This is a genomic window from Aeromonas sp. YN13HZO-058 (assembly GCF_001921245.1).
Classification (GTDB): Bacteria; Pseudomonadota; Gammaproteobacteria; order Enterobacterales; family Aeromonadaceae; genus Aeromonas; species Aeromonas allosaccharophila.
In genome coordinates this window covers 19,530-34,857 of sequence record NZ_MQSY01000071.1, presented here as the reverse complement: position 1 = coordinate 34,857, position 15,328 = coordinate 19,530, and the positions used below count along the sequence as shown (strand labels likewise).

Below are 15,328 nucleotides of genomic sequence, written 5' to 3'. Positions count from 1 at the left end.
CTGGGGTATCCATGATGGTAGACCTCAAGGTGATGGCCTACTTCAAGATTAGCCGTTCAACACGTAATTGGGACAGCGCCATAAAAAAACCGATGCCAAGGCATCGGTTTTTTGTTACCGGTTGATCCGTATCACTCAGCCACGGCCGAGGCGGTTCTCCGGGAAGTTCTTGGCCAGCACTTCGCGGGCATGCTTGGCCAGCTGCGGCATCTTCAGCGTGTCGTAAGACTCGACCATGATCTCCAGCGCTTTCTCGGTTTCGGCTGTGTCGGGGTAGGTTTCGACAATCAGCTTGGCCCGGTTGGCGGCCGCGACCAGTGCATCACGCTTCACGTAATACTCGGCCACGCTCAGGTCATATCTGGCCAGACGATTCTTCAGGCCAATCATGCGGGCACGGGCATCGGCGGCATAGACACTGTTGGGGTAGTTCTGCAGCAGGGTCTTGAAGTCCTGGAATGCCTGACGGGCATAAGCCGGGTCTTTGTCGTCCCGATCGATACCGAACAGGCTCTGGAAGAAGTTGTAATCCGCCGCCATGTTGGTCAGGCCGCGCATATAGAAGACGTAATCGATATTTTTATGCGCCGGATTGAGGCGGATAAAACGGTCGATATTGGCGATCGCCTGAGCGGTATCATCCTGCTTGTAGTAGGCATAGATGAGGTCAAGCTGCACCTGGTTGGAGTAGGCGCCGAACGGATAGCGAGAGTCCAAAGCCTCCAGCAATTCAGTGGCTTGCACGTAATTGCCAACGTCCAGTTTGAGGCGTGCTTTCTGGTACAGGGTCTCCGGCGGTTCGTCGGGTACCTTGGGTTTGGTGCTGGAACAGCCTGTGATCAAGGTAGCGACCAAGGCGAGCGACATCAGCAGGTGAGACTTCTTTCCCATCAACAACATCCGGTCCATTTCCACGAAATTGGCAAAGTATCCGTTATGCTTGGCTAAAAGAAAAGCTAGAATACCCGGATTATTTCGAATTGATACCCCCCGCTCAAGAGACCATACATGAGCCAGCATATTGAACTGACAGGCGAATTCCAGGATCACCAATTCGGGCAGCGACTCGACCAGGCCCTGGCCGAATTGTTTCCAGACTACTCCCGCACCCGCATCAAGGAGTGGATTTTACAGGACAGAGTGACCCTGGACGGTCAGGTTGCCAACACCCCGCGCGAGAAAATTCTGGCCGGGCAACAGGTGCATGTAGATGTCGAGCTGGAAGCCGATACCCGCTGGGATGCCCAGGAGATCGAGCTCAACATCGTTTATGAAGATGAACACATTCTGGTGATCGACAAACCGGCCGGACTGGTGGTTCACCCGGGCGCCGGTACGCCCGATGGCACCATCCTCAACGCCCTGCTGCACCGCTACCCCGGCATTGCCGAGGTGCCCCGCGCCGGTATCGTGCACCGTCTGGATAAAGACACCACAGGTCTGATGGTGGTTGCCAAGACCGTTCCTGCCCAGACCCATCTGGTGGAAGCGTTGCAGGCGCGCCAGATCACCCGTGAGTACGAAGCGATCGCCATCGGTCACATGACCGCAGGTGGCACAGTTGATGCGCCCATCGGCCGTCACCCGACCCAGCGTACCCATATGGCCGTGGTGCCCAATGGTCGTCCTTCTGTGACCCACTACCGGGTTCACGAGAAGTTCCGTGGCCACACCCGTCTGCGTCTGCGTCTGGAAACCGGTCGTACCCACCAGATCCGTGTCCACATGGCGCACATCAAGCACCCGCTGGTAGGTGATCCCGCCTACGGTGGCCGTCTGCGCCTGCTGCGCAACGCGACGCCGGAGCTGACCCAGATGCTGCGCAGCTTCAACCGTCAGGCGCTGCATGCGACCATGCTGCAACTGGCGCACCCCATCACGGGTGAAGTGATGCAGTGGCACTCCGAGACACCACAGGACATGGTGGATCTGATGGAAGTGCTGCGTGCGGATACTATCGCCAACCCGGATGATTTGGTCTGGAATTGATGGGCTGAAAGAGGTGCTGCAGATGAAGGGCACCCTCGCCAATCCGGACGATCTGGTCTGGAACTGATGCAATAGGGCCTGCGTCGGTTTCTGCCGTCATCCGGCCCGAAGAGATGCCAAACGGGGTTCCCTTGCAGGAGCCCCGTTTTTTATAGCGGTGAATTGAAGGAGTCACAGATGAAATGGATCGAACCCGACTGGCCTGCACCTGCCAACGTCAGAGCCTTGTCGACCACCCGGGATGGCGGTGTCAGTGACGGGGTCTTTGCCGGCCTCAATCTGGGGGCTCACGTGGGGGATGAACCGGCGCGAGTCGAGGCCAATCGTGCCCGGCTGCAGCAGGCCGCACAGATCCCCGGCCCACTCAACTGGCTCAATCAGGTACACGGTATCGTTATGCATCCGGTCAGCAGCCATTATCAGCAGGCGCCGGATGCCGACGCGGCCTGCGCCCACGAGGCAGATCAGGCCTGCATTGTGATGACTGCCGACTGTCTGCCGGTACTGTTCTGCGATCGGGCAGGCACAGTGGTGGCCGCCGCCCACGCTGGCTGGCGTGGATTATTGGGGAATGAGCAGGGGGGCGTGCTGGAGGCGAGCATCGCCGCCATGGGTTGCGAGCCGGGCGAGATCCTTGCCTGGCTTGGCCCGGCCATCGGCCCTACCGCGTTTGAAGTGGGTGACGAGGTGCGCGAGGCCTTTATGGCGGAGCAGGCCGAAGCAGACGCGGCGTTCGTGCCTTCCGCCAACGAGGGGAAATGGTTGGCAGATATCTACCGGCTGGCGCGGCTGCGGCTGGCCCGTGCCGGGGTGAATGCTGTCTATGGTGGTGAGCACTGCACCTTCAGCGATAGCGAACAGTTTTACTCCTATCGCCGCGATGGTCAGACCGGCCGGATGGCCTCCCTCATCTGGTTGGCCCGCTAAGCAATCACCCGCCAAGTAATACCCCGTCTCTCTCAAGAGCAAATCCGTATGAGAGAGGCGGGGATCCTGCCTCCTCCCCGCTTTGCAGAAAAAATAACCAGCCCATGCCCTTGAAATAGCCCGTACGGGCCTCATCTTTCATCTCAGAAAGTTATGTTGTTTGCCGCGCAAGCGGCGTCCGTCTTGAAAGGGGGAGTGCAATGCGCCTCGATCGCCTGACCAGCAAATTCCAGATTGCTATTTCCGATGCCCAGTCTTTGGCACTGGGTCGTGACCACCAATTTATCGAACCCGTTCATCTGATGACCGCGCTGGTCAATCAGGATGGCGGATCTATTCGTCCACTGCTCACCCTGACCGGGCTGGATATCAACTCTTTGCGCTCCCGCCTTGGCGAGGAGCTCGATCGCCTGCCCAAGGTGAGCGGGGTGGAGGGGGACGTACAGCTCTCCAACGGCCTCGGTCGCCTGCTCAACGTCTGCGACAAGCTGGCCCAACAGCGTAAGGATCAGTTCATCTCATCCGAACTGTTCGTGCTGGCAGCCCTCGACGAGAAGGGCAACCTGGGCGAGCTGCTGCGTGCCCAGGGGCTGACCAAAGAGAAACTGGAAGCGGCCATCGACAAGGTGCGTGGCGGCAAGAAGGTGGAGGATGCCAACGCCGAGGAGAACCGTCAGGCGCTGGAGAAGTACACCATCGATCTGACCGAGCGGGCCGAAATCGGCAAGCTCGACCCGGTGATCGGCCGGGATGACGAGATCCGCCGTACCATTCAGGTGCTGCAACGCCGCACCAAGAACAACCCGGTACTGATCGGTGCGCCCGGTGTCGGTAAAACCGCCATCGTCGAGGGGCTGGCCCAGCGCATCATCAACGGTGAAGTGCCGGAGGGGTTGAAGAACAAGCGGGTGCTCTCCCTCGACATGGGGGCGCTGGTGGCCGGTGCCAAGTATCGCGGCGAGTTTGAAGAACGGCTGAAAGCCGTACTGAACGATCTCGCCAAGGAGGAGGGCAATGTCATCCTCTTTATCGACGAGCTGCACACCATGGTCGGCGCCGGCAAGGGCGAAGGGGCCATGGACGCGGGCAATATGCTCAAACCGGCATTGGCCCGTGGCGACCTGCACTGCGTCGGCGCCACCACGCTGGATGAGTACCGTCAGTACATCGAGAAGGATGCGGCCCTCGAGCGCCGTTTCCAGAAGGTGCTGGTGGAAGAGCCGAGCGTGGAGGACACCATCGCCATCCTGCGCGGTCTGAAAGAGCGTTACGAGCTGCACCACCATGTGCAGATCACCGACCCCGCCATCGTGGCGGCGGCCCAGCTGTCGCACCGCTATATCGCGGATCGCCAGCTGCCGGACAAGGCCATCGACCTCATCGATGAGGCGGCGGCCAGCATCCGGTTGCAGATTGACTCCAAGCCGGAGGCGCTCGATCGCCTCGAGCGGCGCATCATCCAGCTCAAGCTGGAGCAGCAGGCGTTGATGAAGGAGGACGATGACGCCAGCCGCAAACGTCTGGAGCTGATCAATCAGGAGATTGGCGAAAAAGATCGGGAATACAACGAGCTGGATGAAGTGTGGAAGGCCGAGAAGGCTGCCCTCGCCGGTACCCAGCATATCAAGGCGGCGCTGGAGCAGGCCCGTCAGGATCTCGATGTGGCACGCCGCGCAGGCGACTTGGGTCGGATGTCCGAGCTGCAATATGGCCGCATCCCCGAGCTGGAGAAACAGCTGGATCTCGCCACCCAGGCCGAGATGCAGGAGACCAGCCTGCTGCGTAACCGGGTCACCGACGTGGAGATAGCAGACGTGCTGGCGCGCTGGACCGGCATTCCGGTGGCCCGCATGCTGGAAGGGGAGCGTGACAAGCTGCTGCGGATGGAAGAGCAGTTGCACAGCCGGGTGATCGGGCAAGAGGAGGCGGTCGAAGCGGTCTCCAACGCCATTCGCCGCTCCCGTGCCGGTCTCTCCGATCCGAACCGCCCCATCGGCTCCTTCCTGTTCCTGGGGCCCACCGGGGTGGGCAAGACCGAGCTGTGCAAGGCGCTGGCGGAGTTCCTGTTCGATACCCAGGATGCCATGGTGCGGATCGATATGTCCGAGTTCATGGAGAAACACAGCGTGGCTCGTCTGGTGGGGGCGCCTCCCGGATATGTGGGTTACGAAGAGGGCGGTTATCTGACCGAGGCGGTACGCCGTCGCCCCTACTCGGTGATCCTGCTGGACGAAGTGGAGAAGGCGCACCCGGATGTGTTCAACATCCTGTTGCAGGTGCTCGATGATGGCCGCCTGACCGATGGTCAGGGTCGTACCGTCGATTTTCGCAACTCGGTGGTGATCATGACCTCCAACCTCGGGTCGGATCTCATTCAGGAGCACCATTCCGAGAAGGATTACGACGAGATGAAGGCCATGCTGATGGAGGTGCTGACCCGCAGCTTCCGGCCGGAGTTTATCAACCGGATCGACGAGACGGTGGTGTTCCACCCGCTCGGCGAGGATCACATCAAGTCCATCGCCCGCATCCAGCTCAAGAGCCTGATGGGCCGACTGGAGGCTCAGGGTTACGAGGTGGAGGTGAGCGAAGCGCTGCTCGAGAAGCTGGTGCATGCCGGGTTCGACCCCGTCTACGGGGCGCGGCCCCTCAAACGGGCGATCCAGCACAAGGTGGAAAACCCGCTGGCCCAAGCGCTGCTCTCCGGTCGCATCGTGCCGGGCAAAAAACTGCTGCTGGGGGCCGACAGCAACGGCCTGACCATGACCCAGTAACCGATCTCGTGTCGATGTTTGCAACGCCAGCCTTCGGGCTGGCGTTGTCATATCTGGCGGCGGGGATTCGGGCGCAAAAAAACGGCAATCCGAAGATTGCCGGGAGGAATGTAGTGACGCGACCTGGCGTGGGTTGAGCGGGTCGCAGGGGCAAGCCCCGGTTTCGCCGCGGGCCATCAGGGATGACCACACGGCTTACAGCATGTCCGGACTGCGCTCGTTCAGTCCACACCGCCACACACCTTCAGGGCTGACCCGCGTGCCACAGCTTGCGGGCCAGACCGATGAAATCAACTCGTTTACAGCATGCCCTGTACGGCAGCCTTCATCTCTGATGGCCAGACGCCGACTTGTACCTGTTTGTCTATATGCTCCTTTACGAGAAAACCGGCTTACAACATGCCCGGGATGGTGGCCTTCATTTCAGAGGGCCACACACCGACTTGAACCTGACCAATATGCTCTTTTTGCAGCAGCAGCATGGCCAGACGGGATTGGCCGATGCCGCCGCCGATGGTCTGCGGCATCCGTGCTGCCAGCAGATCCTGATGCCAGTCATACTGCAGGCGATCCTCGTCGCCAGTGATGGCCAGCTGGCGGCGCAGCGCCTCGGCGTCGACCCGGATCCCCATGGAGGAGATCTCGAAGCTGTCTTGCAGTACCGGGTTCCACACCAGAATGTCGCCGTTCAGACCCGCCAGGCCCAGCTCGCTGTGGCTGCTCCAGTCGTCATAGTCCGGGGCGCGTACATCGTGGCGCTCGCCGTGGGAGAGGGCGCCACCGATACCGATCAGGAACACGGCCCCCAGCTCTTTGGCGATGGCACGCTCGCGCCCCTTGGCATCGAGGTCCGGGTAGCGGGTCAGCAGCTCTTCGCTGTGCAGGAACTGGATCTCGGCTGGCAGGAAGGGGGTCAGCTCATGCTCGGCACAGACGGCGCGCTCGGTAGCCTTGATGGCGGCCCAGATGCCGCGCACGGTCTCCTGCAGATAGGCCAGATCGCGGCGCTCGCTCGGCATTACCTTCTCCCAGTCCCACTGATCCACGTAGACCGAGTGGATGGGGGTGAGCTTGTCTTCATCCGGACGCAGCGCCTTCATGTGGGTGTAGATCCCTTCACCCGGGCCGAAGCCGAAGCGACCCAGAGTCTGGCGCTTCCATTTGGCCAGTGAATGCACCACTTCGTAGCTGTGCTCCGGCAGGGTTTTCACTTTGACCTGCACTGCATTCTCATGGCCAGAGAGGTTGTCCTGAGTGCCATCACCGACCCGGCTCAGAATGGGGGCTTGCACCTCCATCAGACCCAGTTGTTGGGCGAGTTGGCGGGAGAACATCTCTTTGACGAAGCTGATCTGCTGTTGGCTGCGAATGTAGTGCTGTTTCATGCTGAATTCCTGTTTCAAACCCCGTTGGATGTGGTGATTCTTCAACAGATTGCTGACTAAATTCAATATTCGATAATAGAAATAGGCTTTACGTGTTTTTTTCTTCAAAATAAGCCGTTGTTTAATGAGATATCGCCAACGGGAGTGCAAAAAAATGCCGGAAAATTACCGGATCGATAATCTCGATCAGGCCATCCTCACCGCCCTGATGGAGAATGCGCGGATCCCTTACGCCGAACTGGCGAAACAACTGGCTGTCAGCCCGGGCACCATTCATGTGCGGGTGGAGAAGATGAAGCAGGCGGGGATCATCGAGGGGACGCGGGTACAGGTGAATGCGAAGAAGCTGGGCTATGACGTCTGCTGCTTTATCGGGATCAATCTGAAGAGTGCCAAGGATTACCCCTCGGCGCTGGCCAAGCTGCAGGCGCTGGACGAGGTGGTGGAGGCCTACTACACCACCGGCCACTACAGCATCTTCATGAAGGTGATGACCCGCTCCATCGACGAGCTGCAGATCGTGTTGATCAACAAGATCCAGACCATCGACGAGATCCAGTCCACTGAAACGCTGATTTCGCTGCAAAACCCGATCTTGCGGGATGTGAAACCCTGACCCGTTGATTAGGGTTCGATATAGGGGATGCCGTACTTGTCGTAGAGGGCCTTGAGGCTGCCGTTGCGCTTCATGCGCAGCAGCTCGGCATCGTAGGCGGCCATCTGGGCGGGCGTATTCTCGTCGGCCCTGGCGCGGGTCCAGGTGTTGAAGTAGGGGCTGCTCTTGAGCGGCTTGGGCAGGTAATCGACCTTGCCGGTCAGCCCCTCCTCCTTGATCTGGGTGAAGGCGGTGACCAGCGGCATCGGCACGGTATCGATGCGTCCGGCCAGCAGTTTGCGCAGTTGCAGCTGGTTCATGGTGATCTCCTGGAACTGATAGGCCGGGTCGGTCATCGCCGCCGCCAGTTCAGGGGTATAGGAGAAATCCTTGGTCACGCCGATGCGCCAGGGTTTGAGATCGGCCAGCGTCTCGTAGCGGATCTTCAGCAGGTCGGTCTTGCGCACGAAGAAGTGCCAGCTGTGGCGGATATGGGCCTGCTGCGGGTAGATGAGATAACTCTCCCGCTCCGCCTTGTAGGAGTGGGTCATCACCAGGTCGCAGGCGCCGGTTTCGGCATTGCGGGTGAGGCGGGCCCCCGAATCGGCCAGCTCGATCCGAAAGGGCGTCTCCAGCTTGTCGAAGATGGCGGTGACGATATCGATATCGAGTCCGCGGGGTTTCTGATCGGCATCGATAAACTTGAGCGGGGGCTCCATGGTGCCGCAGATCACCAGCTCTTTGGCCGGCAATCCGAGTGGAAACAGCAACAAAAGCAGGGGGATCACACGCAAACTACGTCTCCTGAGCCCGTTTGAAGATATTCCAGAACCTGATTCCAGTATATTGGGTAACACCTGATCCGTTAGAAGCGACTGTTTATGGCAAACCCTGAAATCGAGAGCCCGCTGGACGGGATCGACAAGTGGACCGTCTCGCTCTATCGCCTTGGCTTGAGTGCGGCAGCCCTACTGCTGCTTTGCCGCGGTGCGGCGCTGCTGAGCGGGATGGCACTGCTCCCGTCGGCACAATGGTTGATGTCGCTGGCAGTGGCAAGTGCAATCTGCGGCTTCTCGCTGCATATCTACGACAAGCGGATTCGCCTGATTCTGCAGGGATTTGGTTGGGGCGCGCTGGCCCTGGCTGCGGTGGGGGCGCCGGATGCGCTGGTGTTGGGCGCGGCGTTGGCGACGCTCTCCGGGCTGGCGTTCAAGGAGCAGTTTTGCTTCGCCATTCCCGGCATCAAGCTGGTGCCCGTGCTGCTGCCGGCGCTATGGCTGCTGGAGTGGTTGCGGGTGGAGTGGGCCGCCGCACTGGTGGCGCTGGTCTGCGGGGCCCTGTTGAGCTTGCTGGCGCTGGCCAAGTGGCGAATGCCCCTGCACTTCGATATCGGTGACAAGGGGCGTTATCAGATCTAGGTCTGCTGACACACCTTCATCTGCTGGTTGAGGGCCTGCATCACCTGACGGCGGCTGATGATGCCGATCACCTTGCCCTGTTGCAGCACCGGGTAGATCTTGGGCTTGGCCTCGGCCATCTGGCGAGCCAGCTCCAGAATGCTGTCATTCGGCCCGACCGAGAGGGGCGTGCGGTTCATTAGATCCTCCACCCGGGTGCGGGTGTCGCAGTGGTAGCTGCCGGTGAGCAGGCTGGGGATGCAATCCTGTTCCGAGAGAAAGCCGATCAGCCGTTTCTGCTCATCCAACACCGGCAGGCCGCCAAGGCCCGATTGATGCAGGCGATCCAGCGCTTCGGCCAGGCCGAGTCCGGCGGTGAGGGAGTGGGTCAGGCGACCCATGTGGTGGTGCACTTTCAGCATGGTGATGACTCCGCAAGAGGGGGATGCCGCCACTATGACGCGGCCGGGTGGCCCGCGACCAATGGCTTGTGCCGCAGGGATTGATAGGCACAAGCCATCGGCGGTGATCCGCTGGCAGGCGGGCTTCGTTCATGCAAGACCATGAAAGGGAAAGGAGATCGTATGCGTGCATTGGTAACGGGCTGCGGCCGTCGACTGGGGTTTTATCTCTGTGAACAGCTGGTGGCGGCGGGCTGGCAGGTGACGGGCAGCTATCGCAGCGAGCGGCCGGAGCTGGCCACGCTGGCGGCGCTGGGGGTCGAGCTGGTGCAGGCGGATTTTGGCCGGGAAGAGGACGTGGGCAAGCTGATCGATGTGCTGGCTGCCCATCAGGATCTGGCGCTGGTGATCCACAACGCCTCGGCGTTCGAGCCGCAGGCGACCGATCCGGCGGCGCAGCTGGCCCAGTTCGAACAGTTCTACCGGGTGCACATGGCGGCCCCCTTCCAGCTCAATCGGGCGCTGGCGCCCCAGCTGGCAAGCAATCCCAACGCCAGCATCATTCACATCACCGATATCTATATCCACGCACCGGCCCCCCGTTTTGCCAGCTATGTGGCGACCAAGGCGGGCGCCCATTCGCTGGCCATGAGCTTTGCCCGCGAGCTGGCGCCCACGGTGCGGGTCAACACCATAGAGCCGGGCCCGATCCTGTTTCTCGATGAACATGACGAGAGCTGGCGCCAGCAGGTGTTGGCGAAAACACCGCTGGCGCGGGAGGGGGGGCTTGAGCCCATCTGGCAGGCGGTGCAGCTACTGGTGGGGAACAGTTATATGACGGGTGCCAGCATCAAGGTGGATGGCGGGCGCGCGCTGGCCACCCTCTGAGGGGTTGCCGAGCACCAGCGGCCCCAGCCCGACCTGCCGGGTCAGCAAGCCCTTGCCGGGCTTGAGCTTGTCCGACGGGCCGGGAAGCGCCACTTGCAGCGCCACCTTGGGGTCATGCACCTCGCCATGGCCGAACAACTCGGCCAGCAGCTCCGTCAGATAGGTATCGACCTCAGCCGTGGCGAAGTCACCGTGCGTGTTGCTGGCCAGAATATCGATGTCGAGCGGGCGATCGTGCACCTTGCAGAGCGGATCGCTGCGATCCCGGCCGTGAGCCACTTCGAGGGCGACAAAGCGCTGCTTGAGGCGGACGGCATCGAGTGGACTCTCCACCACCAGCAGGCAGTTGAGAAAGTCGTGGCTGGAGTGCATTCCCACCGGCTTGGTGCGGATCACCGAACTCAGCTGCAGGGGGCCGACGTGCGCAAGCAGCTCGGCCAGCGCACGGCTGACATGGATATGCGGATCAAGATTGGAACCAATGCTACACAGATAGAACATGCTCACCTTCCCGGGGTTGGGCTCATCTGAAATGTATACGCAGCTCACGGTTATCGGATTAACTATGGCTTAACATTGTTTTATCTATTGTGATCCGGCACTGATTGGCAGAAAGGAGGTTTGCATGAGTGTGGAGCTGAAATGGGCGCTGTTGACCGCCTCGGGCGCGCTGGCGATGATCCTGATTATCTGTCTGGCTTCTGTCGCGCTGGCGTGAATCACCACAATCCAGATAATCCAAACCGGCCTGTTGGCCGGTTTTGTTTTTTGGGATGGTGCGGCTATGCTGGCGCACCGGTGAGAATGCAAGAGAAGAGATAATGACCAAGGTTCGCCCACGCTCCCTGCTGCAGGTGGTATTGATGGGGTTCGCGCTGGTGTTGATGCCGCTGGGCGGGATGATCTGGCACAACAGCACCGCCCTTGCCCACCTCAGCCAGCTCACCAACGATGAGATGGTGCGGGCGGTCAAGGATACCCGCCGTGCCACCCTGCTGACGGCGCAAGCCATCGATATCGAACGCACCTTGCGCCGCTTCGCGGTGCTGGGGGACAGGCGCAGCCTCACCAGCTACCAGCAGCAACTCGACGGGTATCGGGTGTTGCTGGCGGAGCATCGCAGCTCCATCTCCGATGGCCAGCTCTACCGCGGGCTCGATCAGGGGCTAGCCTGGCTCGACAGTTTGCAGGATGCCGCGCTGGCCCGGACGGCGGTAGCGGGCGACAAGCTCGAGCAGTTCAACGATGCCAACAAGCAGCTCGAAGTGGTCACCCGCAGCCGGGTTGATGAGCACATCGATCGGGTACAACTGACCATCGCGGAGCTGACCCGCGAACTCTGGTGGGTGAGCGGTGTCGTGGCGGCCATCAGCCTGCTGCTGGTCTTTATCTTCACCTACCTCATCATCCACCCGGTACGACAGATTGAGTCGCGCATCTTGAGTCTGGGGGCCGGGGTCGAACCCGATCCCAGCCCGGTTGATGGCCCCGCCGAGCTGGTGTTGCTGGGGGAGCGGATCGTCTGGCTGCACGACAAACTCAAGGAGTTGGAGCTGCAGAAGTACCAGTTCCTGCGCCATGTCTCCCACGAGCTCAAGACCCCGCTGGCGGTGCTGCGGGAAGGGACGGATCTGCTCTGCGAACAGCTGGTGGGGCCGTTGACCGCGGATCAGCTGGAGATCTGCCAGATGCTCGACGAGAACAGTCGCCGCCTGCAGACCCTGATCGAGCGGCTGCTCGACTTCAACCGGCTCAGTCAGCAGGAGGCCTTCGAACTGGAACCCGTTCCCCTGCTGCCGATGTTGTCGGAACTTTCTGCAGAGTACCGGCTGGCATTGGAGTCCAAGCAGATCCGTGTACACTTGCCGACCGTGCCGGTTACCCTGTGGGCGGAGCCCTACCGGCTACGACTGATCCTCGATAACCTCTTCTCCAACGCCGTCAGTTACGGCGCCAGCGGGGGCAATATCTGGATCAGGGCAGGGCAGGACGAACAGACAAGCTGGCTGGAGGTGGCCAACGAGGGACCCGAGATCCCCGTGGCCGATCAGCAACGAATTTTTGAACCCTTCGAGCAGGGCAGCACAGTGCGGCAAGGTCTCTTGAAAGGCTCTGGCATGGGCCTCTCCATCGCCCGCGAGTCTGCCACCAGCCTGGGGGGGGAACTGGTTCTGGTACAGGATGAACAGGCGGATGTCTGCTTCAGGTTGACGTTGAAATGAGGACTATGAAGATACAACGCGTATTTCCAGCGCTGATGGCCGGGCTGCTCGCGGGTTGCTCCTTGCTGCCGCAACAGCCACAGCGGGACTCCTCCGATATCGCTTTTGCCAAGCGGATGGAGTTTGCCAACAAGGAGATGCAGGTGCGTCTGCAATACTCCGACTGGCTGCTGGCCAGTCACCCCCAGCAACGGGTGCAGGAGCGTCAGCGTCTGAAAGGTGCCGACGATCTGGAGAGCCGGGTCAGTCTGGCGATGGTCGATTCCCACCCCGCCGAATCGGTGGCCAATCGTACCGCCGGGCTGGCGCGCCTGAAGAAGATGCTGCCCGAATTGGGGCTCGATGCGCAGGCCTTTTTACGCAGCTGGATCGCCCTTGGCGAGCAGCTGCTGGCTCGTGACAGCCGTCGCGATGACCAGAGTCAGGAGATCCAGCGGTTGCGTCGCCAGATCGAGCAGCTGACCGCCATCGACGACCAGCTCAACCAGCGCAAGCTGAACGAGAATCGTGAGGTCATACCATGAGCCGGATCCTGTTGGTGGATGACGACGTCAGCCTGCTCAAACTGATGAGCATGCGGCTGCGCAGTCAGGGTTATGAAGTGGATACCGCCGACAGTGCGGAAGGGGCCCTCGACCGGTTGCGCCAGCAGCGGGCCGATCTGGTGCTGAGCGATCTGCGGATGGCCGGCATGGACGGTCTGGCGCTGTTCGAGCGGATCCAGGCCCAGTGGCTGGGTTTGCCGGTGATTATCATGACCGCCCACGGCACCATCCCGGACGCCATTCAGGCGACCCGCTCCGGCGTGTTCAGCTTTCTGACCAAACCCATCAACAAGGATGAGCTGTTCGCCACCATCGAACATGCGTTGAGCCTGACGCGGCCGAAACAGCAGCAGGAGTGGCAGTCGCTGATCCTGACCCGCAACCCCCAGCTGGAACAGCTGCTGATCCAGGCCCACAGCATCGCCACCATGGAGGTGCCGGTGCTGATCATGGGGCCGTCCGGTTCCGGCAAGGGGGCGATGGCGCAGGCGCTGCATCAGGCCAGCCAGCGCCGTGACAAGCCGATCTACACCATCAACTGCGCCGCCATTCCGTGGGCGTCACTCGACTTGCAGCTGTTTGGCGAAGATGGCCAATCCGGGCTGTTCGAGCAGGCCAAGGGGGCGACCCTGTTTCTCGACGAGATTGGCAGCCTCTCCGAATCCTTGCAGGCCAAGCTGCTGCAGGTGATGGAGGAGTATGGTCAGGGCACGCCGGAGGTGCGGGTGCTCAGCTCCAGCCATCAGGATCTGGTCAAGGCGATGGAGGAGGGGCGCTTTCGGGAAGATCTCTTCTACCGCCTCAACGTCGCCAATATCACCCTGCCATCCCTCAGTGCCCGCAGTGAGGATATCCCCCTGCTGGCTCGTCAGGCGCTCGATGATTACCGCAGCCGCCACAGCGACTGCGCCGCCATGGGTTTTTCGCCCGAATCGCTGGCGATGCTGGCGGCCGCTGCCTGGCCCGGTAACGTGCGCCAACTCTGCAACGTGGTGGAGCAGCTCGCCAGCCTCTGTTGCAGCCCGGTGATCGGGGTCTCCATGGTGGAGTCCGCCCTGAGTGGCGGCGGTGGTGGCATCCCCTCGTTCAATGAGGCGCGGGCCGAATTCGAGAAGGAGTATCTGATCCGCTTGCTGCGCACCACCGAGGGCAACGTGACCCTGGCGGCCAACATGGCGGGCAGAAACCGTACCGATTTTTACAAGTTATTGAATCGGCACGGTATCGAAGCAGCAAACTTCAAATCGAAGGGATAAATCAGGCGGGATCAATTACCGCCGGAGCGGCATCGGCTTTTTGGGTTTTATGGGAGAGCCAGAGGCCGCTCGCCTTCATCGGGTAGCTGAATTCAAGGGTGCGCCGATGATCTGGCGAGTGAATGAAATCAGGCGGGATCAATCACAGCCGGAGCGGCATCGGCTTTCTGGGTTTTATGGGAGAGCCAGAGGCCGCTCGCCTTCATCAGGTAGCCGAACAAGGCACCAATGATGAGGGAGGGCAGGATCAGCCGCCACTCGCCAGCCGCCCCGAAGGTGGCACAGCAACCGGCAAAGGTGCCGGGAATGTAGCCGAGCCACTGCTGCTTGGCCTGCACGCACATCAGGGTGGCCACCACCCCCGTCATCACATAGCCCGCCACGCCAGCACCCCACAGGTCACCACCATGGATCAGCAGCAGCGCCCACAGCATGCCGCTGGTGTTGCAAAAGATGGTTTGCAGCAGCGCCTTGTAGCCACCGCTTGACGCGAAATAGCTGGTGCAGCCGAGAAAGCCGACCCAGGAGATAAGGCCGAACGCGACGGCAATCCAGCCCCAGATGGCGGAGAGAATTCCAGTGGTGACGGCGATGGCGATCAGTGGGCTCATGGGGCGACTCTTCAGTTGGCTTCGCAAAATGGGCAGCCTACCCCCGGCAATCGGGGCGGCAAGCGGGGGCCGAATTGTGTGTGATCTTCATCACCCTTTTCAACTCAGGAATACGCTTGCGCTCGCGAAAAAAATTCATTGGTGACCGACCTGACAGTCGGCCATAGTTAGAGGCCCTGTCCTGCTCATGGAGTGAGTCTGATGGCGCCAAATGTGATCGTTCCCCTGCTGGTGTTCGTAGTCCTGTTTCTGGTCGGCACCATGGCCAAGGCACTGCCCCTGCACCACATGATGTAAATTTGTGTGAAATAAAAATCTGCCGGGGCGGGTCTTATCCA

Annotated in this window: 16 protein-coding genes; 10 read left to right on the top strand and 6 right to left on the bottom strand. The window is 60.8% G+C overall.

All coding sequences use genetic code 11. The annotated features are described in order from the left end of the window. Positions 1 to 135: 135 nt before the first annotated feature. Positions 136 to 891, bottom strand: coding sequence for an outer membrane protein assembly factor BamD (locus tag BSP75_RS18970; protein WP_042063791.1), 756 nt, complete (start codon positions 889 to 891; stop codon positions 136 to 138). A 117-nt stretch (positions 892 to 1,008) separates the two neighbouring features. On the opposite strand from BSP75_RS18970, the gene rluD reads away from it, so the two are divergent. From rluD to clpB, 3 genes are all read left to right on the top strand, one after another. After that, the gene (gene rluD, locus BSP75_RS18965) at positions 1,009 to 1,989 is read left to right on the top strand and encodes a 23S rRNA pseudouridine(1911/1915/1917) synthase RluD (protein WP_075114225.1); all 981 of its coding nucleotides are present in this window, start codon (positions 1,009 to 1,011) and stop codon (positions 1,987 to 1,989) included. Positions 1,990 to 2,166: 177 nt separating this feature from the next. Further along, on the top strand, positions 2,167 to 2,916 hold the full coding sequence (pgeF, locus tag BSP75_RS18960; protein WP_075114224.1) for a peptidoglycan editing factor PgeF: 750 nt from the start codon (positions 2,167 to 2,169) through the stop codon (positions 2,914 to 2,916). A gap of 200 nt (positions 2,917 to 3,116) precedes the next feature. After that, the gene (clpB, locus tag BSP75_RS18955) at positions 3,117 to 5,690 is read left to right on the top strand and encodes an ATP-dependent chaperone ClpB (RefSeq protein WP_042657301.1); all 2,574 of its coding nucleotides are present in this window, start codon (positions 3,117 to 3,119) and stop codon (positions 5,688 to 5,690) included. A 392-nt stretch (positions 5,691 to 6,082) separates the two neighbouring features. Here the strand turns inward: clpB and asnA are convergent, their stop codons facing one another. Then, positions 6,083 to 7,075 carry an aspartate--ammonia ligase gene (gene asnA, locus BSP75_RS18950; RefSeq protein ID WP_075114223.1) on the bottom strand — a complete coding sequence of 331 codons (993 nt, stop codon included), beginning with the start codon at positions 7,073 to 7,075 and terminating at the stop codon, positions 6,083 to 6,085. A 154-nt stretch (positions 7,076 to 7,229) separates the two neighbouring features. Between asnA and asnC the strand changes: the two genes are divergently transcribed. Beyond that, a complete protein-coding gene (asnC, locus tag BSP75_RS18945; RefSeq protein WP_033135290.1) occupies positions 7,230 to 7,691 on the top strand; it encodes a transcriptional regulator AsnC in 462 nt (153 codons plus the stop codon). 8 nt (positions 7,692 to 7,699) lie between these two features. Here the strand turns inward: asnC and BSP75_RS18940 are convergent, their stop codons facing one another. Continuing rightward, on the bottom strand, positions 7,700 to 8,464 hold the full coding sequence (locus BSP75_RS18940; protein ID WP_075114222.1) for a transporter substrate-binding domain-containing protein: 765 nt from the start codon (positions 8,462 to 8,464) through the stop codon (positions 7,700 to 7,702). Positions 8,465 to 8,551: 87 nt separating this feature from the next. Between BSP75_RS18940 and BSP75_RS18935 the strand changes: the two genes are divergently transcribed. Further along, positions 8,552 to 9,088 carry a DUF2301 domain-containing membrane protein gene (locus BSP75_RS18935; protein ID WP_075114221.1) on the top strand — a complete coding sequence of 179 codons (537 nt, stop codon included), beginning with the start codon at positions 8,552 to 8,554 and terminating at the stop codon, positions 9,086 to 9,088. Here the strand turns inward: BSP75_RS18935 and BSP75_RS18930 are convergent. Next, complete coding sequence (locus BSP75_RS18930; RefSeq protein WP_075114220.1) at positions 9,085 to 9,489, bottom strand: CBS domain-containing protein; 405 nt, start codon at positions 9,487 to 9,489, stop codon at positions 9,085 to 9,087. The genes BSP75_RS18935 and BSP75_RS18930 overlap by 4 nt on opposite strands. Positions 9,490 to 9,651: 162 nt before the next feature. Between BSP75_RS18930 and BSP75_RS18925 the strand changes: the two genes are divergently transcribed. Next, complete coding sequence (locus BSP75_RS18925) at positions 9,652 to 10,356, top strand: SDR family NAD(P)-dependent oxidoreductase (protein WP_075114219.1); 705 nt, start codon at positions 9,652 to 9,654, stop codon at positions 10,354 to 10,356. Here BSP75_RS18925 and BSP75_RS18920 read toward each other — a convergent pair. Continuing rightward, on the bottom strand, positions 10,282 to 10,857 hold the full coding sequence (locus tag BSP75_RS18920) for a 2-amino-4-hydroxy-6-hydroxymethyldihydropteridine diphosphokinase (RefSeq protein WP_075114218.1): 576 nt from the start codon (positions 10,855 to 10,857) through the stop codon (positions 10,282 to 10,284). The two genes, BSP75_RS18925 and BSP75_RS18920, sit on opposite strands and share 75 nt — an antisense overlap. 124 nt (positions 10,858 to 10,981) lie before the next feature. On the opposite strand from BSP75_RS18920, the gene BSP75_RS21660 reads away from it, so the two are divergent. The 4 genes from BSP75_RS21660 to BSP75_RS18905 all read left to right on the top strand — a co-directional run bounded on the left by BSP75_RS21660 (position 10,982) and on the right by BSP75_RS18905 (position 14,379). Continuing rightward, on the top strand, positions 10,982 to 11,074 hold the full coding sequence (locus BSP75_RS21660) for a YnhF family membrane protein (protein WP_111807323.1): 93 nt from the start codon (positions 10,982 to 10,984) through the stop codon (positions 11,072 to 11,074). A 103-nt stretch (positions 11,075 to 11,177) separates the two neighbouring features. Next, positions 11,178 to 12,578: a HAMP domain-containing sensor histidine kinase gene (locus tag BSP75_RS18915; protein ID WP_075114217.1), complete on the top strand. Its 1,401-nt coding sequence runs from the start codon at positions 11,178 to 11,180 to the stop codon at positions 12,576 to 12,578. A gap of 5 nt (positions 12,579 to 12,583) precedes the next feature. Further along, on the top strand, positions 12,584 to 13,102 hold the full coding sequence (locus BSP75_RS18910) for a hypothetical protein (RefSeq protein WP_075114216.1): 519 nt from the start codon (positions 12,584 to 12,586) through the stop codon (positions 13,100 to 13,102). Next, entirely contained in the window at positions 13,099 to 14,379 is a 1,281-nt protein-coding gene (locus tag BSP75_RS18905; RefSeq protein ID WP_042063806.1) for a sigma 54-interacting transcriptional regulator, read from the top strand. Before BSP75_RS18910 ends, BSP75_RS18905 begins: the two co-directional genes overlap by 4 nt. 128 nt (positions 14,380 to 14,507) lie before the next feature. Here BSP75_RS18905 and BSP75_RS18900 read toward each other — a convergent pair whose 3' ends face one another. Further along, complete coding sequence (locus BSP75_RS18900) at positions 14,508 to 14,990, bottom strand: DUF1097 domain-containing protein (protein WP_075114215.1); 483 nt, start codon at positions 14,988 to 14,990, stop codon at positions 14,508 to 14,510. Positions 14,991 to 15,328 lie beyond the last annotated feature (338 nt).